23 protein-coding genes, 1 other RNA gene and 3 pseudogenes are annotated in these 23,267 nt (G+C 37.1%); 4 read left to right on the top strand and 23 right to left on the bottom strand.

Translation table 11 applies throughout. The annotated features are described in order from the left end of the window. Positions 1-80 precede the first annotated feature (80 nt). On the bottom strand, positions 81-2,030 hold the full coding sequence (locus CP363_RS06550; RefSeq protein WP_089147180.1) for a sucrose-specific PTS transporter subunit IIBC: 1,950 nt from the start codon (positions 2,028-2,030) through the stop codon (positions 81-83). A gap of 211 nt (positions 2,031-2,241) precedes the next feature. Between CP363_RS06550 and CP363_RS06555 the strand changes: the two genes are divergently transcribed. Together CP363_RS06555 and CP363_RS06560 are read left to right on the top strand one after the other, a co-directional pair. After that, on the top strand, positions 2,242-3,699 hold the full coding sequence (locus CP363_RS06555) for a sucrose-6-phosphate hydrolase (protein WP_089145331.1): 1,458 nt from the start codon (positions 2,242-2,244) through the stop codon (positions 3,697-3,699). A 15-nt stretch (positions 3,700-3,714) separates the two neighbouring features. Continuing rightward, a complete protein-coding gene (locus CP363_RS06560; protein ID WP_013085865.1) occupies positions 3,715-4,701 on the top strand; it encodes a LacI family DNA-binding transcriptional regulator in 987 nt (328 codons plus the stop codon). 37 nt (positions 4,702-4,738) lie between these two features. On the opposite strand, the gene CP363_RS06565 is transcribed toward CP363_RS06560, so the two are convergent. Further along, positions 4,739-5,374, bottom strand: a complete 636-nt coding sequence (locus CP363_RS06565; RefSeq protein WP_005720571.1) for a redox-sensing transcriptional repressor Rex — start codon at positions 5,372-5,374, stop codon at positions 4,739-4,741. 175 nt (positions 5,375-5,549) lie between these two features. Between CP363_RS06565 and CP363_RS06570 the strand changes: the two genes are divergently transcribed. Next, positions 5,550-7,472 carry an ABC-F family ATP-binding cassette domain-containing protein gene (locus CP363_RS06570; protein ID WP_089146055.1) on the top strand — a complete coding sequence of 641 codons (1,923 nt, stop codon included), beginning with the start codon at positions 5,550-5,552 and terminating at the stop codon, positions 7,470-7,472. Positions 7,473-7,519: 47 nt separating this feature from the next. Here the strand turns inward: CP363_RS06570 and CP363_RS06575 are convergent. After that, positions 7,520-8,691: pseudogene (locus tag CP363_RS06575) on the bottom strand (IS3 family transposase). Between the two features lie 266 nt (positions 8,692-8,957). Here CP363_RS06575 and CP363_RS06580 point away from each other — a divergent pair. After that, positions 8,958-10,184, top strand: a complete 1,227-nt coding sequence (locus CP363_RS06580) for an IS110 family transposase (RefSeq protein ID WP_098036024.1) — start codon at positions 8,958-8,960, stop codon at positions 10,182-10,184. Between the two features lie 214 nt (positions 10,185-10,398). Here CP363_RS06580 and tsaD read toward each other — a convergent pair whose 3' ends face one another. The 20 genes and pseudogenes from tsaD to CP363_RS06685 form a co-directional block, all read right to left on the bottom strand. Beyond that, complete coding sequence (gene tsaD / locus CP363_RS06585; protein WP_098036025.1) at positions 10,399-11,448, bottom strand: tRNA (adenosine(37)-N6)-threonylcarbamoyltransferase complex transferase subunit TsaD; 1,050 nt, start codon at positions 11,446-11,448, stop codon at positions 10,399-10,401. Continuing rightward, complete coding sequence (gene rimI / locus CP363_RS06590; protein WP_013085858.1) at positions 11,445-12,017, bottom strand: ribosomal protein S18-alanine N-acetyltransferase; 573 nt, start codon at positions 12,015-12,017, stop codon at positions 11,445-11,447. The genes tsaD and rimI overlap by 4 nt, the downstream gene beginning before the upstream one ends. Further along, positions 12,001-12,735, bottom strand: coding sequence for a tRNA (adenosine(37)-N6)-threonylcarbamoyltransferase complex dimerization subunit type 1 TsaB (gene tsaB / locus CP363_RS06595; protein ID WP_013085857.1), 735 nt, complete (start codon positions 12,733-12,735; stop codon positions 12,001-12,003). Before tsaB ends, rimI begins: the two co-directional genes overlap by 17 nt. Positions 12,736-12,764: 29 nt before the next feature. Then, the gene (locus tag CP363_RS06600) at positions 12,765-13,283 is read right to left on the bottom strand and encodes a folate family ECF transporter S component (protein ID WP_013085856.1); all 519 of its coding nucleotides are present in this window, start codon (positions 13,281-13,283) and stop codon (positions 12,765-12,767) included. 55 nt (positions 13,284-13,338) lie between these two features. Further along, positions 13,339-14,073, bottom strand: coding sequence for an acyl-[acyl-carrier-protein] thioesterase (locus CP363_RS06605; protein WP_061204444.1), 735 nt, complete (start codon positions 14,071-14,073; stop codon positions 13,339-13,341). A 2-nt stretch (positions 14,074-14,075) separates the two neighbouring features. Further along, the gene (rsmI, locus tag CP363_RS06610; protein ID WP_013085854.1) at positions 14,076-14,927 is read right to left on the bottom strand and encodes a 16S rRNA (cytidine(1402)-2'-O)-methyltransferase; all 852 of its coding nucleotides are present in this window, start codon (positions 14,925-14,927) and stop codon (positions 14,076-14,078) included. Further along, a complete protein-coding gene (yabA, locus tag CP363_RS06615; RefSeq protein WP_005721578.1) occupies positions 14,927-15,277 on the bottom strand; it encodes a DNA replication initiation control protein YabA in 351 nt (116 codons plus the stop codon). The genes rsmI and yabA overlap by 1 nt, the downstream gene beginning before the upstream one ends. A gap of 9 nt (positions 15,278-15,286) precedes the next feature. Further along, positions 15,287-16,144 carry a DNA polymerase III subunit delta gene (locus tag CP363_RS06620; protein ID WP_098036026.1) on the bottom strand — a complete coding sequence of 286 codons (858 nt, stop codon included), beginning with the start codon at positions 16,142-16,144 and terminating at the stop codon, positions 15,287-15,289. Further along, complete coding sequence (locus CP363_RS06625; RefSeq protein WP_005728615.1) at positions 16,144-16,464, bottom strand: cyclic-di-AMP receptor; 321 nt, start codon at positions 16,462-16,464, stop codon at positions 16,144-16,146. Before CP363_RS06625 ends, CP363_RS06620 begins: the two co-directional genes overlap by 1 nt. A 12-nt stretch (positions 16,465-16,476) precedes the next feature. After that, positions 16,477-17,115 (bottom strand): dTMP kinase, encoded by a 639-nt coding sequence (tmk, locus tag CP363_RS06630; RefSeq protein WP_005728616.1) that lies wholly within the window; start codon positions 17,113-17,115, stop codon positions 16,477-16,479. Positions 17,116-17,217: 102 nt separating this feature from the next. Continuing rightward, positions 17,218-17,457 carry a YaaL family protein gene (locus tag CP363_RS06635; RefSeq protein ID WP_005720594.1) on the bottom strand — a complete coding sequence of 80 codons (240 nt, stop codon included), beginning with the start codon at positions 17,455-17,457 and terminating at the stop codon, positions 17,218-17,220. Next, on the bottom strand, positions 17,457-18,056 hold the full coding sequence (gene recR, locus CP363_RS06640) for a recombination mediator RecR (protein WP_005728617.1): 600 nt from the start codon (positions 18,054-18,056) through the stop codon (positions 17,457-17,459). The genes CP363_RS06635 and recR overlap by 1 nt, the downstream gene beginning before the upstream one ends. Next, positions 18,057-18,392, bottom strand: a complete 336-nt coding sequence (locus CP363_RS06645; protein ID WP_005720596.1) for a YbaB/EbfC family nucleoid-associated protein — start codon at positions 18,390-18,392, stop codon at positions 18,057-18,059. A 15-nt stretch (positions 18,393-18,407) separates the two neighbouring features. Then, positions 18,408-19,237: pseudogene (locus CP363_RS06655) on the bottom strand (SP_1767 family glycosyltransferase). 6 nt (positions 19,238-19,243) lie between these two features. Then, positions 19,244-21,049 (bottom strand): DNA polymerase III subunit gamma/tau, encoded by a 1,806-nt coding sequence (gene dnaX, locus CP363_RS06660; RefSeq protein ID WP_098036028.1) that lies wholly within the window; start codon positions 21,047-21,049, stop codon positions 19,244-19,246. A gap of 56 nt (positions 21,050-21,105) precedes the next feature. Next, an RNA gene (ffs, locus tag CP363_RS06665) (signal recognition particle sRNA small type) lies at positions 21,106-21,203 on the bottom strand. Between the two features lie 51 nt (positions 21,204-21,254). Further along, a complete protein-coding gene (gene tadA, locus CP363_RS06670) occupies positions 21,255-21,755 on the bottom strand; it encodes a tRNA adenosine(34) deaminase TadA (protein WP_005728621.1) in 501 nt (166 codons plus the stop codon). 74 nt (positions 21,756-21,829) lie between these two features. After that, complete coding sequence (locus CP363_RS06675) at positions 21,830-22,012, bottom strand: hypothetical protein (RefSeq protein WP_005720449.1); 183 nt, start codon at positions 22,010-22,012, stop codon at positions 21,830-21,832. A 127-nt stretch (positions 22,013-22,139) separates the two neighbouring features. After that, a complete protein-coding gene (locus tag CP363_RS06680) occupies positions 22,140-22,760 on the bottom strand; it encodes a class I SAM-dependent methyltransferase (RefSeq protein ID WP_098036029.1) in 621 nt (206 codons plus the stop codon). A 5-nt stretch (positions 22,761-22,765) separates the two neighbouring features. Further along, positions 22,766-23,212, bottom strand: a pseudogene (locus CP363_RS06685) (ion channel); the annotation flags it as partial. Positions 23,213-23,267 lie beyond the last annotated feature (55 nt).

The raw sequence follows: 23,267 nt of genomic DNA on the forward strand, positions 1-23,267 counted from the left end.
ACTAAAAAACGCCAAGAAACAATCTTTCTTAGCGTCTTTTATTCTAATTGTTTTAATTTTTTCTAGAGGAGTAGAAGAAACTAATTGTGTGCAGTAACAGCAATCAACTTGTCGCCGTGCTTGTCACCCGCATCAGTAATTCTTGAAACATTTGCATAGTTGGCAGTGTTAGTAATTACTACCATGACAGTAGTATCATAGCCTGCCTTCTTCACAGCATCTAAGTCAACTGTGCCGAGCTTATCGCCCTTGTTAACTCTTTGACCTTGCTTAACGAAACTTTCGAAGTGCTCGCCCTTAAGGTTTACAGTATCAAGACCAATGTGAATCAATACTTCTGCACCATCGTCTGACTTAATGCCATAAGCATGCTTAGTTTCATAAGCAATAGTCACAGTACCAGTAACTGGTGAATAGATCGTACCATCACTTGGAATAACGGCTGCACCATCACCCATTAACTTAGCAGAGAATACTTGATCATTAACTTTAGTTAAACTCTCAGGAGTACCATCAACTGGTGAAGCAATAACTTCATCCTTTAATGCCATTTGTTCCTTACCAAGCTTTTCAGCCTTTTGAGTTTCTTCAGCATAATCAGTTGCGTCGTTTACTGGAACATCTTGTTCAGCAACTTCTTCCTTCAAATGACCCTTACCATAAACATAAGTAAGGATGAAGGCAACAGCAAAACTAATTAATACGGAAACAACCCACATTGGAATAGTCTTAGGATAAATTGAAAGGAAGCCTAAGAAACCAGCTGAACCAAGAGCGGCTGCAGTAACATGCATCAAGCCCGCAAAAGCAGCAGCTACACCTGAACCAATTAAGGCACAGAAGAATGGGAATTTATACTTCAAGTTAACACCGAAAAGTGCTGGTTCAGTAATACCAAGAAGTGCTGAAACACCTGATGAACTAGCCAAGCCCTTCATCTTCTTGTTCTTAGTTAAGAAGTAAACAGCGAAAGTTGCGGCACCTTGAGCTACGTTAGCCATACATGCGGTAACAAAGATAAAGTCACCAGAGCTGGCTGGATTCTTAGCAAAGGCTGCTAAAAGCTGAGTTTCAACCGCTGGAAAACTTTGATGAAGCCCAGTAGTAACAATAGCTGAATAGGTAAGACCAAAGACACCCATCCCAAAGGCACCAGTAGTGTCATATAGCCAAACGATAACATTGGTAATACCATCTGATACGCCTTTGAAGACTGGCCCAATAATTGTAAAAGTCAAAAAGCCAGTAATCATAATTGAAAGAAGTGGCGTAAAGGTAAAGTCAACAGCTGATGGCAAGTGCTTGTGGAAGTACTTTTCCAAAATTGACAATACCCAAACAGCTACTAAAACTGGAATAACCTGGTATTGATAGTTAGTTTGCGCAACATGCAAGCCAAAAATGTCCCAGAAGTGATTTGCACCAAGGAGTCCAGGTGTCGTCATAATCATTCCGATTGTAGCACCCAAGAATTGGTTAGCACCGAACCGTTTAGCTGCCGACATTCCGACTAGAATTGGCATAAAAATAAACGGAGCTGCTGACATAACTTGAATCATACTTGAAATACCAGCAACATTCGGTACCATCTGAACAACTGACTTTGGTCCAAACAGACCTGGTGAAGTCAAGAAGTTGTTCAAAGCCATCAACAAACCACCAGCAACTAAGGCTGGAATGATTGGAACAAAGATGTCAGACAAAAGTTTAATGAAATCCATTACTGGATTCTTCTTTTTACCTTCAGCTGCAACCTTCTTTAAGTCATCAGTTGATAATTCTTTTAAACCAGTGATTTTAATGAACTCATCGTAAACGTCATTAACATCCCCTGGCCCAATAATTACTTGATATTGACCATTGGTTTTAAAAGTACCCTTAACATCTGGATCATTATCCAATGCTTTTTGGTCGACTTTTGAATCATCTTTTAATACTAAACGCAGACGAGTAGCACAGTGGGCACCGGCAATAATATTGTCACGGCCGACGTCTTTAATTACTCGTTCAGCCACTTTTCTGTGGTCCATATTGATTCCTCCTATGTAAACGTTTTATTCTCAATTCACTAATTATGATAACGCATTCAAAAAATATGTCAATCGTTTGACATAAAATTCTTTATTTCTTTTATTTACTTATGAATTAATAAGTATTTTCCTTTCTGTTAAACGTTTGACATATTTTTCAGACTAACTTAAAATACATGTAAAAAGACAACGCTTTCATGGAGGTATATTTATGGAATGGACAAGAGAAAAACGTTACTTACCTTATCAAGATTGGGACGCTGATACATTAATGCATTTGCAAGCACAAGCCGCAAACTCCCCTTACCAAATGCGCTATCATTTGCATCCTATTTCTGGCTTAATTAATGACCCTAATGGATTTTCCTACTTTGATGGTGCTTACCACCTCTTCTATCAATCATATCCATTCGGTGCAGTTCACGGTCTAAAGTCATGGTGGCACTTCAAATCAACTGACATGGTTCACTGGGAAAACTTAGGCTTAGGTATTGAACCAGACACAATGGCTGATTCACATGGAGCTTATTCTGGCTCTGCTCGCGAAATCGATGGTAAGCTTTTCATCATGTATACCGGTAACCACCGCGATGAAAATTGGGTACGTACTCCTTATCAAATCGGTGCTTGGATGGATAAAAATAATAAAGTTTCAGACAAAACCATCCTATTTAAGAATCCAGATCACATCACCGAACATTTTCGCGATCCCCAAATTATCAAAGAAAATGACACTTACTACGCAATTTTAGGTGCCCAAGATAAAAAGGAAAAACACGGTCACATTGACGTTTGGAAGTCTCAGGATCTAAAGAACTGGGAAGAATTGGGCTTCTTAGACTTTACCAACGAAGACATGGGCTACATGATCGAGTGTCCCAACATCGTCCGTGTTGATGGCAAAGTCGTGGTCATTTTCTGTCCTCAGGGTTTAGACAAAAAAGTAGCAGCTTATGATGACATTTACCCAAATATGTACGTTATTGCTGATGATATTGACTGGGAAAATCATAAGTTAATTAATCCAGGTAAATTACACAATTTGGATCACGGGTTCGATGTTTATGCCACTCAGGCCTTTAACGCCCCAGATGGTAATGCCTACGAAGTCAGTTGGGTTGGCTTGCCTGACACTACTTACCCTACTGATGATGAAAACTGGGCTAACTGCTTGAGTCAAGTGAAGGAACTCCACCTAAAGAGTGACAAGTTAATTCAAACGCCAGTTAAGGCAATAAGCAGTATCCGCAAAAACGAAGCAAGCATATCTAATCAAGTAGTCAGCGATCAAGCCGGCCAACAATTTGAACTTGAATTAACAATTAAGGCTAACCAAAGTGGCACTTTACATTTAGCTGCAAATAATGACTTAAGTAACAGTTTACAGCTCAATTTCAATACCAAAAATGGTAAATTAGTATTAGATCGTGCTCATGCTGGGCAAAAAGTAGCAGTTGATTATGGCGAAAGTCGAGCTATTACGCTTTCACCAAATCATGACCTCAAGCTTGATATCTTTGTTGATCATTCATTAATTGAAGTATTCGTTAATGATGGTGAAAAGGTATTGACTGGACGCTACTTTGCCGATCAGACCAACAAAAAAATTGCGTTTGCTCAAGACATTGACTACACTGGCAAGCTTTGGCAAATGCAAACAATTCTTTAAACGTCAGGTGATACTATGGCAGCAAAATTAAGCGACGTTGCCAAAAAAGCCGGTTGCTCTGTAACTACCGTTTCGCGGGTAATCAACAACCATGGCTATTTAAGTCAAAAAACTAAAGATAAAGTTTTTGCCGCAATGCGGGAATTAAATTATCGTCCCAATTCTATTGCCCGCTCATTACAAGGAAAGAAAATGAAATTAGTCGGTTTGATTTTTCCTGAGATCACTAATCCTTTTTTTGCGGAATTAGTACAGGATATCGAAACCACTTTATTCCAACAAAACTATAAAGTAATCCTATGCAATGCAGGACAAAACAAAGAAAAAGAACGCGAATATCTGCGCATGCTTCAGGCTAATCAAGTTGATGGCATTATCGCTGGTGCGCACAATCTAGGTATCAATGAATACCAACAACTAGGTTTGCCAATTGTCTCTTTCGACCGAAAGCTATCTGATAATGTTCCAATTGTTAGTTGTGATAATTATCAAGGCATCAAGTTGGCAGTACATGACTTGGTTCAAGCTGGTTGTCACAAAATTTACTTTCTGGGCAATGAACACAGAAAAGGTAATCCGACTGACGAACGACTAGCAGCTTATCTTGATGAAGCAAAGGAATGTCACTTTTCAGCCCACATTCGTTCAGTTGCTTTTTCTGATTCTTCCAACATTAAAAATATGAAAATTCATGACATGTTAGTCAATGATCATCCTGATGGCGTCGTCTGCACAGATGATTTAACTGCAGTTTTAGTTTTACAAGAAGCAAAAAAATTAGGCATTAAAGTGCCTAAGGAATTAAAAGTGATTGGTTTTGACGGAACAAAGCAAATTCAAACTTACCATTCGGAACTATCCACAATTGCTCAGCCAATTCATGATATTGCAACTTTATTGGTTAAGTTATTGCTTACCCGAATTTCCAATCCTGACGAAAAATTGCGCCAAAAGAATTATATTTTGCCTGTCAAATTAATCAAGAGTGAAACAACTGCATGAAAAAAAGCCGAAAATCGGCTTTTTCTTTTACTCAAATTTAGTTTTCTTTGTCACTATCTAAGAAATAGATCAACGTTTGCAATTCGGTTGCTAAGTCTACATTTTGTACTCGCACATCAGCTGGAGCTGATAAACGAATCGGAGTAAAGTTCATAATTCCCTTTACACCCGCATCAACCATTTCATCTGTAGTTTTCTGAGCAGCTGTTGAAGGAACTGTCAAAATTGCAATTGTAATCTGTTGATCACTTAGTTGTTGCTTTAAGTCGTCCATGTCATAAACGGGGACACCACTTAAGATACGACCAGTAATCTCCTTATTGATATCAAAAGCACAGGAAATTCGAATATTATTACTGCGCTTAAAGTTGTAATTAAGCAGCGCCCGTCCCAGATTACCTACACCTATTAAAGCAACATTAGTTAAAGTATCTTGATTCAAAATTTTCTTGAAGAAGCTCAATAAATTCTTTACATCATATCCATAGCCACGTTTTCCCAACGCACCAAAGTATGAAAAATCTCTTCTAATTGAAGCACTATCTACTTGAACTGCCTCTGACAGCTCAGTTGAAGAAACCTTATCTTTGCCTTCTTCATTTAAAATAATCAAATAACGGTAATATAATGGTAATCTTTTTGCCGTTGCTTTTGGGATTTTTATTTTTTCCATATAGGAACCCTCCAAACTTAAATGTTTGTGAATGTACAATCAAGCACTTCTATCATACCTGCTATGATAGTACTTATGCAAGTATCTTTTTCACAAATTATCATTTTTTTCACATATTTAACTTAAAAACAAACAATTTGCGCTATATGGTAGAATAGTGGTTAGGTGAAAAATTATGATTATTGCACAAGGACACGATTTAGAACAACAATTTGGGGCCAACACATTATTCAAAAATGTTAATTTTTCAATCGATTACAATGCCAGAATCGGATTGGTTGGCCCTAACGGGGTTGGTAAAACCACCCTGTTAAAAATAATGACTGGTGAGCAAGAACCAACTCACGGCGAATTTACAGTTAATAAAGGCATTGATGTTGGTTATATCGCTCAGGAAAATGCATTAGATGAAAATAAAACCATTTGGGATGAAATGGAAACCGTTTTCGCTCCTTTAATAAAGGAAGGAAAAAGCTTAGTTCAACTACAAGAAAAAATTGCAGATCATCCTGAAGATCAAGAATTGCTTAAGCAATACGATCAAAAGCAATTCAACTTTGAACAAAAAGGCGGTTATACTTATCAATCTGATATCAAGAGTATCTTAAATGGATTTAAGTTTCCTGAAGGTACTTGGCAGAAAAAGATTGGTAGTTTATCTGGTGGTGAAAAAACACGGTTAGCTTTCGTTAAATTACTTTTACGCAAACCTGCTCTGTTGTTATTGGACGAGCCAACTAACTACTTAGATTTAGATACCCTAGATTGGTTGGAAGGATTTTTAAAGAATTACAGTGGTGCAATCCTCGTGGTTTCCCACGACCAATATTTCTTAGATCATTTAGCAACCCAAATTTTTGAACTAGAATTTGGTAAATTAACTGCTTTTAAGGGCAACTATTCAGCCTATGTCATGCAGCGCGAGCAACGTGATAAGGACCAAGAAGCCGCTTATGAAAAGCAACAAGCTGAAATCAAAAAAGATGAAGAATTTATCCAAAAAAACTTGGTTCGAGCAACTACCACTAAGCGTGCACAAAGTCGGCGTAAAAAACTAGAAAAAATTGAGCGGATTACTCCACCTAAACATAAAAATAAGGTACGGATTCATTTTTCAAGCGATCATCCTTCTGGCAAGGAAGTATTAATTTTCAACGATTTGACGATTGGTTATCCCGATAAAACCATGGTTAAAGATATTTCCTTCCAGATTAATAAAGGAGATCGCGTCGCGATTATTGGACCAAATGGAATCGGTAAATCTACTCTGCTTAAGACTATTATGAAGCAATTAACGCCCAAGAGTGGCTCAATTAAGTATGGCGCATCCCTTGAGATTGGTTATTACGACCAAGAATTACAAGGACTAGATCCATCTAAGACTGTATTGGATACTGTTTGGGATCGTCACAAAACCATGCCTGAACGCGATGTACGGTCAATCTTAGCCAGCTTTTTATTCACAGCTAAAGACATTGATAAAACGGTAGGTCAATTATCTGGTGGACAAAAAGCACGGTTAACTTTAACTGTTTTATCACTTGAACATGATAACTTCTTACTGATGGATGAACCAACTAACCACTTAGATATCGAAGCAAAAGAAGTACTAGAAAAAGCTTTAAAAGACTTTGATGGTACCCTGCTCTTTGTTTCCCACGACCGTTACTTTATTAATCAACTAGCTAATAAGATTGTTTTAGTTCGCGATGGGCATGCTAAAGTCTACGATGGCAATTATTCTTATTATCTTGATGAGAAGGCAAAACAAGCAGCTATGGCTGAAAATAGTGCCGCTGAGCCAGAAGTCGAGCCAAGCAAACAAATTAGCCAGCAAAAACTTTCTTACCAAGAGCAAAAGCAACGTGATTCTCAAAAGAGAAAGTTGCAGCGTGCAATTGATAATGCAGAAAAACAAATTGAACAGCTTGAAGAACGAGAGCAAGAAATCCAAACCGAAATGGCCAATCCAGAAATTGCTTCAAGCTTTGATAAATTGGGGCCACTGCAAGAACAGCTTTCTGATGTACAACAGAAATTAGATGAAGCAAATTCTGCCTGGGAAAAGGCAATCGAAGAAATGGACAATTTTGAATAAAAGTATAATAAGTAAGTTCTATGTACTGAGACGTAAAAAGTAGACAATTAAAATATTGGATTAATACAGGCTTGACTTCGATACTCTTTCGGGGTTAAGCCTTTTAATCTGCTCTTTATCCTTTCGTTGTTACAGTATTCGATATATTCCTCGATTGCTTGAGTTAATTCTTGAAGATTATGATACTTGTATTCTTGATCATAGAACATTTCAGTTTTGAGCAGGCCAAAGAAGTTCTCCATTAGCCCATCATCCATGGAGTTGCCCTTTCTGGACATGCTTTGAGTAATACCATGGAGTTTTAAAGCTCGCTGATAACGAGGGCTTTGATACTGACAGCCCTGATCAGTATGAAAAATGCTGTTATTAAGAGCTGTTTCTTTGGCAAAAGCCTTGTCAAGCATTGTCATTACTAAATCCATATCTGGATGTTTGGAGATAGTATAAGAAACTATATCGCCACCGCAGCCGTCTAGAATAGGCGATAAATAAAGCTTTTCATTATTAAGATGAAATTCAGTGATATCAGTATACCATTTTGTGTTAGGCAGGGCTGCGAAGAAATCACGATGAATTAAATTTGGAGCTATTTTGCCAATAGTACCTTTATAGCTTGAATATTTGCGCTTATTGCGCCTGATGCCTTTAAGACCTAATTTATGCATCCAATAGCGAACGGTTTTCTCCGTAACTTTCCAGCCCTTTCTGATTAACTGCAAAGCTACTCTGCGATATCCATAGCGGCCCTGATGATGATTAAAAATCCCATGGATTCTAGCAATAAGCTTTGACCGTTTAGGCTTGGCGGGCTGTCGTTTGATAATCTTGTAGTATGAGCTTCTGGCAATTATAGGTAGCTCAGGGTGCTCTGCAATCGCAGCTAATACATAATTTAAACTAACTTTGAATTCTTGCCTTAGATCCGTAATCACCCTAGCTATTTCTTCTGATCTTCTTGATCCAAGGCACTTAGTTTTTTTACGTATTCGTTCACAATACGCAATCGCAAGTTTTCTTCTTTCAGCTGCTGGATCTCTTTGGAATAGCTTTGGTTTTTAGTAGTTAAAATTTCTATTCCGTGCATATCAATTAATCTAAGCATATAGTCTAAATTAGCTAGATTCATTCTGTACGCTTTAGCCAATTGACTGATTGAGATATTTTCATCTTTCCATTTATGATAAATTTCTATTTTTTGTTCTTTATTAAATTTAGACATAGTAAACATTCTAAGCTAAATAGTGAATTAGTTATCCGACGGGATAATTGATTCACTATTTTTATTCTTTTGTAGAATTAAAGTAGTAGTAAAACGATATGCCCTGAGGTCTTTAGACACTTGATGTCGCATAATAAACTGGCAGTTTTACTTAAGTTTTCAATAGTCTCTTCGAAGAATGTGGAGACTTAGATGTCGAGTTTAGAAAATTAGATCTGATTTCTTAAGTAAATACGTTTTACTACTAAGTTTTGGAGGTTTTTATTATGCAAGTTACTTTTGGAATTGATGTAAGCAAGTCTACTTCTACTGTTTGTGAACTAATTGGTGAAAGCAAAAATGAACTAACCATTACTAATAATCGTCCTGGTTTTATTCAATTACTTCATGAGCTGGCTGCTTTTTCTAAACATCCACAAATTATTTTTGAAGCTACCGGTGTTTATTCACGCAGACTGCAGGCTTTTCTTGAAGACTACGGCTATGAATATGTAATTCTTAATCCTCTTAAAGCTAAAAAAGAAATGGATATGGGACTACGTCATAATAAGACTGATAAAACTGATGCTTATCATTTAGCCTTAATTCAAAGACTATATCATCATCCAATTAATCAACTTCAATCTCAAACTTATAAGCAGCTTAATGCTTTGAGCCGCTTCTATGACCAGTTAACAGCTGACTTAGTAATGGCTAAAAATCGACTTCACCAAGCTCTACAATCGACTTTTCCTGAAATTGAAAATTTATTTTCTTCTGCTAAAGGTAAAAATTACTGGCAAATAGTTGTGCGATATCCTCATTGTGACTTAGTAAGAAGAGAAGATAAAAAACAGCTTATTAACTGGTTAATGAGCTTAAAGGGGATTGCTTTTAAACACGCTCTAAGGACTGCAGATAAATTAATTGAATTAGCTTATCAAGCTTATCCAGTTGTATCTTGCTCTAGCATAGAAGTCGAGCAAGTGCAGTATTATGCACACAGATTGCTTAATTTAAGTGATCAAAGAGAAAATTTAATCGCAAGAATGGTTAAGTTAGCGAAGTCTTTGCCTAATCATGATTTAGAAAACCTAGAAAGCATTCCAGGCTTTGCACAGACCACTGCTGTCAGAGTTTTAGCAGAGTTAGGAGATTTACGCAGATTTAGTAATCCTAATAAAATCAATGCTTTTATCGGAATTGATCCAGGCAGATATCAGTCAGGAGAAATGGACTCTAATTTAAGTATTACTAAACATGGCAATGCAGTCGCACGTAAGTTGCTTTATCGAGCTATTGGACAAATTGATAATGCAGCTAAGACAAATCCGTGTCATATAGCAGATTATTATGAAAGCAAAAAGCTATCCTCTCAAACCAAAGGGTTCAAAAAGATAGCTATTGCTTCAATTCATAAACTAATCAGAACCATTTATGCCCTGATTATCAATGATCAACCATATGATTACAACGTAGCCACACATAACCAAAAAGACTTTAGTCGTAATTAATTGATCAAGTACATTATAACGCTAAGCCCATAAATTAAATATAGAGGTGGGCTTATTTAGTATGCTTTCTAAAAAAATAAATCGCCACTAAAAGATACTCATGACAAAATTTAGGTAAAAAATAAAGCCAAACACCTTATTGCGCTTGACTTTACGTAGAAAAAAATACCTAGAAATAATCGTTCTAGGTATTTGATTTAAAAAGTTATTCTATTTAATTCAACATGCTCTTAGCATATGGCAATTCAAGTGATGGATCAGCATTCAAAGTCAAATCCGCAAATTGACCATTATTATAAAGATTATACGCAGCAGCCCCAATCATTGCAGCATTATCACCACACAACTTAATATCTGGCAAAATCACCTTAGGTTGGTCTGCTTTAGGCAACTTAGCAATTTCTGCACTCATGCGATCACGTAAGCCATGGTTGGCAGCTACCCCACCACCCATGATAAAGGTCTTGGGCTTATATTGCTTAATTGCGCGAATTGTTTTATGAGCCAAAACATCAATTACTGCTGCTTGAAAACTTGCAGCCAGATCATACTTATTCAACTTTTCATGAATCTGATCAGCATGATGACAAGTGTTAATAAAAGCTGACTTGAGTCCTGAGAATGAGAAGTCATAGTCATCATCTTCCATCATTGCTCGTGGGAAGTTAAAGGTATCCTTGCCTTCATGAGCCCAGGCATCGATAGTTTTACCTGCTGGATAGTTTACCCCAAGAACACGACCAATCTTATCGTATGCTTCGCCAGCAGCATCATCGCGCGTATCACCGATAATTTCAAAATGAACAGGATCCTTAAGTAAAACTATTTCAGTATGTCCACCTGAAACCTGTAATGCAAGAGCTGGATATTCAATCTCATCTTTTAGTTGAGCTGCCATAATGTGCCCCATAATATGATCAACACCAATCAAAGGAATACCCGTTGCCATTGAAGCAGCCTTAGCTGCACTTACACCAATTAAAAGAGCACCAACTAAGCCAGGGCCATAAGTCACAGCAATTGCATCGATATCTTTCCAAGTACAATTAGCTTCAGCCAAAGCTTCTTTAGTAATCTGACTAACCACTTCAATATGATGACGACTAGCAACTTCAGGGACTACACCACCAAAGCGTTGATGACTCTTAATCTGCGTTGCTACGATTAAGCTTTCAATCTCACGCCCATTTTTAATGACAGCAGTGGAAGTTTCATCACAAGAACTCTCATAAGCTAAAATGCGAACATCTTTTTTTTCACTCAAAACGTAAACTTCTTTCTTTTAATCTGATGTGGTTTTAACCATAAAACCATGTTCATAGCATCGGTATGAGTATCATGGTAATAGTTTTTACGAATGAAGGTACCTTCAAAACCTAAGGAACGATATAGCTTTTGGGCAATCTCATTATCTACTCTTACCTCTAGACTAACGCAATCACTGTCATTTTCACGCGCCCGATCAATAATCAATTGCATTAAGTAACGACCAATATGCATATTTTGAAAAGCCGGCGCTACTGCAATATTAGTAATATGCGTCTCTTCTGGAGTAAAACGCGCACCAATAAATGCAACTAGCATCGATTCATAATACACTACCAAATAAAGACAATTATGCCGCTTCTCTAGTTCTCGCTCAAATGAAAACTTATTCCACGGTGTCCGACCTGAATAAACTTGCTCCTCTAATACAAGCAGGTCAGGAATATTGTCATCTGTAGCTTGCATAATTTGTAGTCTCTTACCGTTTACATTCGCAATAAACGGGGTAAAACTCATATCAATCCGATTTAACTGTTGATGGAAAAATTGATTAAACTTCTTCAACATAATGACTATCTGGCTCGAATGGTTTGCCTGTCTTTTTATGCCAGTCTACTTCAGCCTGAGTTCGACGCAAGTAACGTGGCAATAATTTATCTGGATCAACTGGAACCGCATTTTCAGCTAATTGTCCAATTAGCCCAGCATGGATGACATTCTCTTCTTCAGTTCCATAAATATATGGAATATTCAAAGCTTTAAATTTTTCATCTTGCTTTTCAAGACCTGAGCCCACAAAAACAATTTTCTTAACTTCATGCTTGGCCGCATAATCTTGAATTGCCTTAATTAAAACGTCGATATTGTAATGACCGTCTGGAATGACATTCTCTGGTACAGCACCGCTTAAATAACCGGCCGCAAAATAATTGTCATTTCTTGCATCTAAACCAGTAATTACCAAAGCGTCTTCTTGAACGCCTTTAGCCAAAGCTTGTAAAGTTGAGATTCCTACAACCTCTTTATCTAAAATGCTGGCAAACATCTTAACAGTAGTGATTCCAATTCTTAGTCCAGTATAAGAACCTGGCCCAATAGCAACTGCAAAACGATCAATATCTTTTAAGCTTAAATCATTATCTTTTAAAATTTCATCAATCAAAGGATCAAGATGTTCGCTATGATTACGCTCATCTCGTTCATTTTTCTCAACAATAATTTGTTGACCATCATTCAAGGCCACGCTCAAATGATTAGTAGCTGTCGAAACACTTAAAATTTTCATTTTATATATTTTTCTCTTTTCGCTTTAAATCACTTTTTTATTTTAACACGAGAAACGGCTTGTAAAACAAAGTAGCTGATAACCATTTGAATCCAAGGAACGATCGTCTCCTTAGGTAAACGTTGGATCAAAGCCGCATTGAAATTCATACCATACATAATATGTAGCCATAAGGTATTCATGCCAATATTGACAATTACAGTCACCAGAATAGTAGAAGCAATGATCCGCCAAATTTTAACTGGCTTATTATATAAAAACAGGGCGTAGATAAATGGGCCTGCCATTGCTGTTAAAGTAAAACCAATGAAAAAGCCACCTTGATTGCCAAAAAGTGCAGATGAAATTAAATCACTAATTCCGCCGCCAATGGTTCCCCAGAGTGGACCAAAAAGATATCCTAGTAAAACGCTTCCGATAAAACCCAGTCCTACTTTAACCATGACTGGACCAAAAGAAAATTGACTTAGAATAATTTTCATTGCAACAACAATACCTAAAAAGACTAGTTGCTGTAAATCCGTTCGTAAAATTTTCTTTGTATTCATTCGACCGATTCCTCCTACTAATTAAAAAAGCATGACTAATAGCGTCATGTTATTACTATATCTTACGCCAACTTAATTCACAGACGGCCTTAACTGTCCCATCTTCTGCTTCAATTGCATGATATGTAGTAACAATATCATCTTGAACCAAGTCCATGCAAGAATTTATACTCTCACCATAATGAACTTCTTTATCAAATTTAATATCAATTGCTGTAACGATATGTTCTTTTAAAAAGTTACGATCCAACATATCAACAAACCAACTGAAATAATGACTATTAGTTACATGATGATTGGTATCCAAATCATCATAGCGTGCGCGATACGGACGAATATGTTCATAATTGTCGCGCGCACGCAAACGTGGAAAACGCGGCATCTTTTTAAGTAGTAGTGCACCCCAATCTTCCATCATTTTAGTATCGGCTGGCACCATATGCCGTTTCTTCAAGTCAAGCATTACCCACTGACTTTTTACAGTTACTAATGGCTTGCCGTCTGCCGTACTAACGCCAAAATCACGATATTCAAAAAAGCGGTTATAGCCACTAGCTTCAGTACTCAAGATAACTTGATCACCGGGTTTAGGTAGGTCACTAATCTCAAAATGATATTGCGTTACGACCCAGCCGAGACCGCGCTTGACCAAATCATCGGTCCCGGCACCGCCTTGACTTAATTGATGCTCAGAAACCTGCATCATTAACTCAACTAGTGCTGGTAATTTTAAACGCCGATTTTCGTCACAATCTTTAAATTCAATTTGATATTCTTCGGTATACTTCATAATTAATCCTGGTGATATTGATCATACAATTCATTCTTAGAAACATGATGCTGCTTGGCTACCTGTTTAATTGCATCTTTCTTGGATTCACCTTTTTCAACCAAGTCATTAACTAAGTCAATTAATTCTGTCCAAGATAGTTGCTGAGGCGCTTCTGTATTAGGTGAAACTAGAATCACAAATTCCCCGCGTGGAGCATTCTCACTGAAGTAATTCGTGACTTCTTCCACACTACCCCGGATAAACTCTTCGTGGATTTTGGTCAATTCACGTGCAGCAACAATTTGACGATCTTTTGGTAGCACACTAGCCAATGTTTTGAGGGTTTTTGCTAGACGGTGCGGGGCTTCATAAAAAATTGATGTTGCTCTATTATCGCGCATCTGTGCAAAATATGTCTTCTGTTCCGACGATTTTCTTGGTAAAAAGCCATAATAAGTAAATGGCTGATTAAAACCGGAAGCAATCAAAGCAGTTGAAAAAGCATTTGGACCAGGAAGTGGTACAACCGGAATATCATGCTTAATGCATTCTTGCACCAACACATAACCTGGATCAGAAATCACTGGCATCCCCGCATCACTAATCTCGGCAATCACAGCCCCTTCCTTCATCAACTTGATCAATTCCGGCGCCCGCTCTTTGGAATTATACTTATGAAAAGAGATCATTTTATTATGAACCCCAATTTTTTCCAGTAAAATCCCACTAGTTCTTGTATCTTCTGCGGCTACATAATCTGCATCGGTTAAAACTTTTTTAGCACGAATAGTAATATCTTCCAAGTTACCAATCGGAGTTGGCACTAAATAAAGCTTTCCTTCATCTTTTGCATAACTGCTTTGACGTTTCATTATCTACCGTCCTTTTTCTTGCCCTTTTTTTCGCCAAAATTGTCCAAAATATCAAGACAAAACATACAATCTGCACTTGGATCACGATGCGAGCCATAGTACATATTGCAAATGTGATACCCTGAATCATAAATCTTCTTCAATGATTCCAAGCCACTCTGCGTTTTAGTCTCAGGTGCAGGCTGATTTGCCGTTAACTTGTCCAGCTTCTCATGGAGTAATTGATTTTCTACCTTCAATTCCGTGTTTTCTTTTAATGTTTCTAAAATATCATTTTCCAAGCTGGCAATCGTCTTGGTCATATTTTCTGTTGTTTCTTCAATCTTTTTCAGTTTTGAATATGGATCCAATCTAAACACCTACTTCCATTTTAAGGCGAGATAATCTAACGCATTTTGTAAATTTACGTTACTCAAACGCATTTTGTCTATTTCAATTAAATTCTTAAGCATTGTCGCCGCCATTATTCTTTTAGCAGGATTACGCAAATCTTGCTCGGCCAATAATTTTAACTGAAGCAAGATGTAACCCTGCTCTGACACTAGCTTAGCATCAGCAGCTAGCTTGTGTGCACTGACAAGTGCTAAGCTGTTGTGTTCCAGCATTTCTTGATAAAAATATTTAATTGCCTGATTCCATTTATCAAGATTACCCAGTTCCTCAATTTCTGCTTTTGAAAAACCATTCTCCAGTAAGACTGCAGTCCTACCACTAGCCCTCTCACCATTGTCAAAATTAATGATCTGGGTCCGTGAACGCACCGTTGGTAAAATCTGATCACTATTGTTAGTAATCAAAATCGTAACTACTGGCGCTACTGGTTCTTCTAGTAAGTTTAATAAGCCGTTTGCTGCAGCTAAAGTTAACTTTTGTGCTTCATTAATAAAGAAGAAACGGCGAGTACTTTCAACTGGGCTTTTGGCTAATTCTTCTTTTAAGGGACGAATTTGATCAATCCCTAGAGTCTGTTTTCCATCAGGCGCTACTAGCAATACATCTGGGTGGTTACCTGACAAAATTTGCCGACAATTTTGACAGCTGCCATCCGGCTTATTTTCACCAGTACAATTAAACAAACAAGCTAGCCAGTGTGCAGTATTCAATGCCCGTGCCTCATCGCTATCAACAAAAAGATAACTATGAGCTAACTTTTTTTGGTCATATGCTCTTTTTAAAAATTGGGTTTGCTTTTTCCCAACATTACTAAGATCAATCATCAGAAGCGTTTAAACTCATCAACTGGAACAACAAAACAAGTTGCACCACCGACTGTCACTTTCAAAGGCTGTGTAATTTCATACCCAGTTGAAACCATATGTGGTGTTGCAATTTCCTCTCTTGCTCGGGACTGTTCCTTAATAATCTTTAATACATCGTCTACTTTATCGTCATCACAACCTACTAAAAAGGTAGTATTTCCTTGACTTAAAAAACCACCTGAAGTTGCTAACTTAGTAGCACGAAAATCATTTTGAACAAAGGCCCGTTGTAAATCATTAGAGTCTTCTTTTTGCACAATTGCAATTACTAACTTCATCTAAATCAATCCTTAAAATAACTCTGGCATTCTTTGCTTTAATGTTGCAATAACTTGAGCAACTACCTGATCAATTGGCTGCGTAGCATCAACAGTTACGAAGCGTTCAGGATACGTCTCTTTTACCTTGAGAAAACCGGCATAAACCTTTTTATGAAAGGCAAGATTTTCTTGTTCCAAACGATCTTCCTGACCCGGACGCAGCTTTTCAATTCGTTTTAACCCTACTTCAGGATCAAGATCTAAGAAAAAAGTAAGATCAGGATCTAATTTATCCGTTGCAAAATCATTAATTTGCTTAACTTCCTGAATTCCTAAATCACGTCCCGCTCCTTGATAAGCTAAAGAACTATCGACATAGCGATCTGAAAATACGACTTTGCCTTCCTTTAAAGCTGGACGAATAATCTCTTCCACATGCTGACTACGTGATGCAGCATATAAAAGCGCTTCGGTCTTATTGTCCATCTTGTCGTTAGCAGGATCTAAAATAATGTCGCGAATTTTTTCTGCAATTTTTGAACCGCCTGGTTCACGCGTCACAAGATATTGTGTCTTAAGCTCTGAACCAATTTGGTTCAATACTTCTTTTAAAACTGTACTTTTCCCGGCGCCATCAGGGCCTTCAAAACTAACAAAATAACCTCTCATAAAATCCTCCATATGTCTATTCTACAGAAGTTTCATAGAGATTAACAGTCCTACTATTTTTTATTTATTCAAAATAAAAAAAGACCAATATTCGGTCTTTTTCTACTGGGTAATAGCATTAGTAATACCACTAAATCTTGTGCCTCGATGACGAGCTTCATTATACAAAAAAGTATACTTTGCCTTTAAGATTCGATTTTGCACATAATTATCTTCGGATAAATCTAAAGTTGTTTGATCGAGATCTTGCTCTAATGCAATTTGATTTTGTAGCTTTTCAATCTCGGCTACCAACTTTTGATCACCCATTGCTTTGATCTTTGCTTGCTTTTTATTAGCCATTATAATGCCGTTCTTCCTTGCACTGCGCGCTTTAAAGTAATGGAATTAGCATATTCAATGTCACTACCAACTGACAAACCAGCGGCCAATCTGGTTACCTTAATACCAGCTGGCTTAATTAATTTGCTGATATACATCGCAGTTGATTCGCCTTCTGGAGTTGAATTAAGCGCCAAAATCACTTCTTTAACAGCATCATTTTTTTGCAAACGCGTAATTAAAGACTTGATATTGATCTCTTCTGGTCCAATTCCATCCATTGGTGAAAGAACACCATGAAGCACGTGATAAAGTCCGTCATATTCGCCCATTTCCTCAAAAGCCATCAAATCCTTTGGTTGTTCAACTACCATAATAGTTGTTTGATCGCGATTAGGATTAGAGCAAATATCACAGACATCTTTTTCGGTAATATTGCCACAGATCGGACATTGATGAATGTCTTTTTTTACTTGAACTAAAGACTTAGCAAAATCATCGACATCCTGATCAGGCATATCCATCGTATAAAAAGCCAACCGAGTCGCCGTTTTTTCACCGATTCCAGGTAGCTTCATATAAGCATCAATTAAATGAGCAATTGGTAATGGATATTGCAATTACATCAAACCTTTCGTGTATTTACCTAAGCTTGCCTGAGTTGCCTCATCAATTTTGGCCAAGCCCTTGTTAACCGCATCAATTACCAAATCTTGTAACATATCTGGGTCGTCTGGATCAATTGCTTCCTTATCAATCTTGATGTCCTTCAACTTGCGGTCACCAGTAAAGGTAGCTACTACTAAATCATCGGCAGACTTACCAGTAAATTCTTGAGCAGTAATGTTTTCCTGCTCTTCTGCCATTTGTGCTTGCAACTTCTTAGCTTGCTTCATCATTTGTTGCATGTTCATGCCGCCCATGCCCATACCACCAAAATTAGGTCTTCTACTCATAATTTTTCTCCTTTATTATTCTATTATACTAATAATCTGCTTATCAAAATTGTCGTCTTTCTCTAGTTTAACTTGTTTATCATCAAAATTAAACTCAGCAGTATGCTTATGCGGTATCTTCACCTTATTAGTTACGCCCATTTTCATCCATTCATATTCTGAATCGATGTGCCCTATATCAATCATTTGATTATTAAGCTGAGCTATCAAATCAGCCACAATCACTTTTGCAGTAGGACTTAACATCAGTAAAATCAACCTATTAGCTGCATTTTTAATAATTTCATCTTCAATAACTTTTTTGCGACTATATGCATTAGTTGGCGGACAAATGAGTCTACTAATTGATCTAGCATTAGAAAACAAGTCATGCCTTCGCCTGAGCGACTATATTTACCTTCTACAATTAAAAGATCATGATCCTGCCAAAGCTGTTTCATTTTAGCAAAATAATCTTTAGCGTGACTTTTATCTACTAAATCAATATATGGCCGTGAAAAGAAAGTAGAAACGTATACATTGTATTGCAATTCAACTTCTCTTAACAAGTCATGATTATTCGGGAAGAAACTATTTTGATAAAAATTACGGCAATAATCATTATAGCGATCTAACTTTTCAAAAACATCAGATAATCCTACTAATAAACGGCGATTGCTGTCTTCTAACAGGAGCTCTTTTAGCGAACCAGCTAATTCCGGTTGATAATCTTGATACGGAATACTTGCTCCTCTAATTAAATCTAATTCTCCATCTCCAAAACGAATCAAAGAATTATGATCTTCTAGTAAGATCTGTAATGTTGTTTCTTTATTTAAAACTTTAATATTATAATCATTGCTCATAGTACTTTAGTCTTTAATATTGACTGCATCCCCAAAAAGATCCTTTGCCTTATTAATCACTTCTGAATCAACTTCTGGTTCATCTGACTTTTCTTCTTGAATCTCAATCTGTTGCTTTTTCTTAGCAAGTAGCTCATCCTTATGGCTTTCAACAAATTCTTTTCTAACTGCCAGCCAATCGTTATCTGGCACCAAGACAATGCCGTAAGAATGTTTAGCAAACTTTTCAATATAGTCCGTTAAGCGCCCTAACAGATCATTATCTGCGCTCGCATTTTCAAACCATAAAGTATATTTGCATTTCATGACAACTTGTTCAGGACTAGCAGCCACTGGTTCTAATACATCAAGCAGTGCTTTTTCAGAGACAGCTAAAACAGATTGTAAATCAGGCCAGACATTCTTAATTGTCTCTAAATCGTTTCGAGTAGCATTTTCAAGAACATGATATACTTGTTTGCGATTTTCTGCCGTAGTTTTTTTGACTTTTCTAACCGGCTTTTTAGTTTGCTTCTCTTTTGGTTTAACAGCAGGCTTAGGAGCCACTTTAGGTACCGCAGTATCCAAGTGAAATACCTGATTTGTTGATAAACTTGGCTTATTGGATACTTCACTAAGTTTTTGTGTTAAATCAACGACTTGCTTCTTCAGCGCTGCTAGTTCAGCCTGCAAATCAGTATTACCTTGTGCAGGTTGAGCTGGTGTTGTCTTAGCTGGGGCAGCGCTTGTCTGCACTGATGCAGGACTACTTGCTTCTACTAAGAACACTTCCAGTGGTATCTGTTGCTGATTAGTATAGCGTAAATCATTCAAGGCATTATTAGCCAAATTAATCAATCGATAATAACTATCTGTAGAAACGCTCTTTATTTTTTCAATAAAGTCTTTTGTTAAAAAAGTTTCCTGTTTATTTTCATCGGTTTTGACGATTAATAAACTCTTAGTAGTTAGATCGATGATTTCATCTAAAATGTTTTTTGAACTAGCTCCTTTAGCCAACTCATCTTGTGTAAGCTGCAAGGCTTGACCTGCATCCTGATTTAACAAAGCTAAAAGAATTTTTTCAATATTTTCTCGATCTGCAAAGCCTGTAATCTGCAAAGCATCATCATAGTTGACGCTTTCCTTCTCGTAACTCAACAGTTGATCCAAAATGCTAAGAGCATCCCGCATCCCACCATCGGCTACTTGAGCAATGACTGCTAAAGCTTTATCTTCATATTTAATATTTTCTTGATCAAGAATGTATTTCATTCTCTTCTCAAGGTCTTCTTTGGAAATTCGCTTAAAATTATAGCGCTGCGTTCTAGAAATAATTGTCGCAGGCACTTTTTGCAATTCAGTCGTTGCTAAAATAAATACTACATGCTCTGGTGGCTCTTCTAATGTCTTCAGCAAAGCATTAAAAGCTCCCATCGACAACATATGAACTTCGTCGATGATATATACCTTGTATTTACCTTCCGTTGGAGCATATTTTACCTTATCGCGAATTTCACGAATTTCATCAACCCCATTATTTGAAGCGGCATCAATTTCCATGATATCTGGCATTGAACCTTGATCAGCTGCAATACAGTTAGCACACTCATTGCATGGTTCACCATCTTGCAAATTAGTACAATTCAATGCCTTAGCAAAAATCTTAGCACAAGATGTTTTACCAGTTCCGCGGGGTCCTGCGAAAAGAAACGCATGGGAAACCTTACCACGTTTAATCGCATTTTTTAAGGTATCGGTAATCGCTTCTTGACCAATCACACTGTCAAAAGTCCGCGGCCGCCACTTACGATATAGCGCTTGATAAGCCATAAATTCTCTTTCCTAAGTAAAAAAGCTCCTAGCTCTCGAAGAGCTAAGAGCTGTTAATATTCTAACAAAAAAGGCACATGCCTGAACAACCTTAGTGCTGCTACCTTCCGGTCCTGACACAATTCAGAGGTCAAACATTGCCCAACAACTATGTTAACGTATTTCAGTAAATATTACCAGCATCTTGTTTTAAAAATTACTGATTTTATACTTCTTTTTGAGCTAATTTAGCTGCTTTTTGTTTCTCACGAATCGCTCTGAAAAAATCTTTTAGCATTTGTGCACATTGATCACGATACAGTCCACGAATTGCATGCGGATGATGATTAAATTTTTCTACGCTAAATAAATCCACAACTGATCCACAAGCTCCGGCTTTTGGATCAAGTGCACCGAAATAAACGTCTTTTATTCTAGAATTAATAATTGCCCCTGCACACATCGGGCATGGTTCCAAAGTCACGAATAAGCTGCAGTCAATTAAGCGCCACATGCCTAACTTACTGCAAGCTTCTTTAATCGCAATCATTTCTGCATGTTGGGTAGCATCTTCATCAAGTTCACGCCTGTTATATCCAGTACCAACTACGCGGCCATCAGGATCAACAACAACTGCCCCTATCGGCACCTCTCCTTGCTTTTCAGCTTCTTTTGCCTGGTCAATGGCTAATTGCATGTATTTCCTTTTATCTTCGCCAGACAGCATTTTATCACTTCTCAATTCATCGTTTTTATTTATTGTATCAAAAAAGCAGCTATTTGCGACTAGCTGCTTACTTTTTACAATGGTTCAATGTTACGATTTCTAAAGTTGTGGTAGAAAAAGATTCCTGACAAGATCAAGTATAATGCAGCAATTCCAGCTGGAGCAGCAGTCTCGTTATCACCGGAAATCATACCTAACATAAACACACCAACAATTACAATCAATACTGCAACAATGTATTTCCAAGCCTTTTTCATAATAATTATCCTCTTCACATACTCTTGATATTTACAAGATTATTATACGAGGATAAATCCAGTTTTGAAAGCACTTTTATAAAGTCTAATGCTTATTTAATAGTACTTTCAAGCATTTTTTATTTAGTTATTTCTTAGTTGATTTTAAGATATAATAGCCTTTATCTCTTGTTAAAATTTCACAATTACCATATGTATTGGTCATCAGCTTACGCGCACTAGGTTCTCCCTGCTTTTTCTGAATAACTACTAATAAGATACCGTCATTAACCAAATACTCATTTGCTCCCAGTAAAATCTCATTAACCACTTTTTTTCCTGCTCTAATAGGCGGATTTGTTAATATTAGACCAAACTTTTTATCATTATCCACATGTTCATAACAATCAGAGGAATAGATATTTACATTATCTATGTGATTAACTTGTGCATTCTGCTTTGCCAAGCTTAATCCACGCTCATTTACATCAACCATATCTACAGTTTGATCAGGCCAAAACTTAGCCGCAAATAAACCAATCGGACCATAACCGGTACCAACATCCAAGATATTATCCTTAGGAAAAACAACATCTTTCATTGCCTTGATCAATACGCCTGAGCCATAATCAACCCTCATTTTAGAAAAGACACCTGCGTCTGTTGTGAATTTCAAATCAATATTATCCACATGATAATCAACAACATGTTGATCATGCTTGGCAGTAGGATCAGTCGCAAAATACATTTGATTTTTTTCTTCACTCATTTTAACTAACCTTTCTTTTTCTCAAACCATTCTTTTATCTTATGCAGCTCCGTTGTATTCTGTACATCTTTCAATTCATTAATCTGTGCTTGCATCTTTTTGTTTTGATCAGCCAAATCCTTGTTTTGCTTTTCTAAATTATCAAGCTTTTTCAAAATTAATTGAATATTATCATGCGTTTTTAACGTATTTGCGCCATTCGTTCTCCTCATCAAATACGAAGTAATCGATGACGTTAACATACCAACTATTCCAATTCCTAAAAGCATCATTACTAATGTAACGAATTTTCCTACAATACTATGCGGTGGAATTGTTTTGCCAAAAATTGCATCATAACCGACAGTAGAAGCTGTTGAAATGACCCACCAAAAAGCAGTATCCAGCGTTACATGTTCAGTGATTGCGAATGCTTCCGCTCCTACCAACAAAAATGTAATTGTAAAAAAGATGGTTCAGTATAAATTCTTGTGTAAACGGCTGTGAGATTTAGGATGCCTTTCGGGA

The organism is Lactobacillus sp. UMNPBX12 (genome assembly GCF_002553955.1).
In the GTDB taxonomy this organism is placed as follows: domain Bacteria; phylum Bacillota; class Bacilli; order Lactobacillales; family Lactobacillaceae; genus Lactobacillus; species Lactobacillus crispatus.

Coding starts and splice junctions, on each gene's coding strand:
- CP363_RS06550 (WP_089147180.1), bottom strand. CDS start 2,030: ATGGACCACAGAAAAGTGGCTGAACGAGTAATTAAAGACGTCGGCCGT.
- CP363_RS06555 (WP_089145331.1), top strand. CDS start 2,242: ATGGAATGGACAAGAGAAAAACGTTACTTACCTTATCAAGATTGGGAC.
- CP363_RS06560 (WP_013085865.1), top strand. CDS start 3,715: ATGGCAGCAAAATTAAGCGACGTTGCCAAAAAAGCCGGTTGCTCTGTA.
- CP363_RS06565 (WP_005720571.1), bottom strand. CDS start 5,374: ATGGAAAAAATAAAAATCCCAAAAGCAACGGCAAAAAGATTACCATTA.
- CP363_RS06570 (WP_089146055.1), top strand. CDS start 5,550: ATGATTATTGCACAAGGACACGATTTAGAACAACAATTTGGGGCCAAC.
- CP363_RS06580 (WP_098036024.1), top strand. CDS start 8,958: ATGCAAGTTACTTTTGGAATTGATGTAAGCAAGTCTACTTCTACTGTT.
- rimI (WP_013085858.1), bottom strand. CDS start 12,017: ATGTTGAAGAAGTTTAATCAATTTTTCCATCAACAGTTAAATCGGATT.
- tsaB (WP_013085857.1), bottom strand. CDS start 12,735: ATGAAAATTTTAAGTGTTTCGACAGCTACTAATCATTTGAGCGTGGCC.
- CP363_RS06600 (WP_013085856.1), bottom strand. CDS start 13,283: ATGAATACAAAGAAAATTTTACGAACGGATTTACAGCAACTAGTCTTT.
- CP363_RS06605 (WP_061204444.1), bottom strand. CDS start 14,073: ATGAAGTATACCGAAGAATATCAAATTGAATTTAAAGATTGTGACGAA.
- rsmI (WP_013085854.1), bottom strand. CDS start 14,927: ATGAAACGTCAAAGCAGTTATGCAAAAGATGAAGGAAAGCTTTATTTA.
- CP363_RS06620 (WP_098036026.1), bottom strand. CDS start 16,144: ATGATTGATCTTAGTAATGTTGGGAAAAAGCAAACCCAATTTTTAAAA.
- CP363_RS06625 (WP_005728615.1), bottom strand. CDS start 16,464: ATGAAGTTAGTAATTGCAATTGTGCAAAAAGAAGACTCTAATGATTTA.
- tmk (WP_005728616.1), bottom strand. CDS start 17,115: ATGAGAGGTTATTTTGTTAGTTTTGAAGGCCCTGATGGCGCCGGGAAA.
- CP363_RS06635 (WP_005720594.1), bottom strand. CDS start 17,457: ATGGCTAATAAAAAGCAAGCAAAGATCAAAGCAATGGGTGATCAAAAG.
- CP363_RS06645 (WP_005720596.1), bottom strand. CDS start 18,392: ATGAGTAGAAGACCTAATTTTGGTGGTATGGGCATGGGCGGCATGAAC.
- dnaX (WP_098036028.1), bottom strand. CDS start 21,049: ATGGCTTATCAAGCGCTATATCGTAAGTGGCGGCCGCGGACTTTTGAC.
- tadA (WP_005728621.1), bottom strand. CDS start 21,755: ATGCTGTCTGGCGAAGATAAAAGGAAATACATGCAATTAGCCATTGAC.
- CP363_RS06675 (WP_005720449.1), bottom strand. CDS start 22,012: ATGAAAAAGGCTTGGAAATACATTGTTGCAGTATTGATTGTAATTGTT.
- CP363_RS06680 (WP_098036029.1), bottom strand. CDS start 22,760: ATGAGTGAAGAAAAAAATCAAATGTATTTTGCGACTGATCCTACTGCC.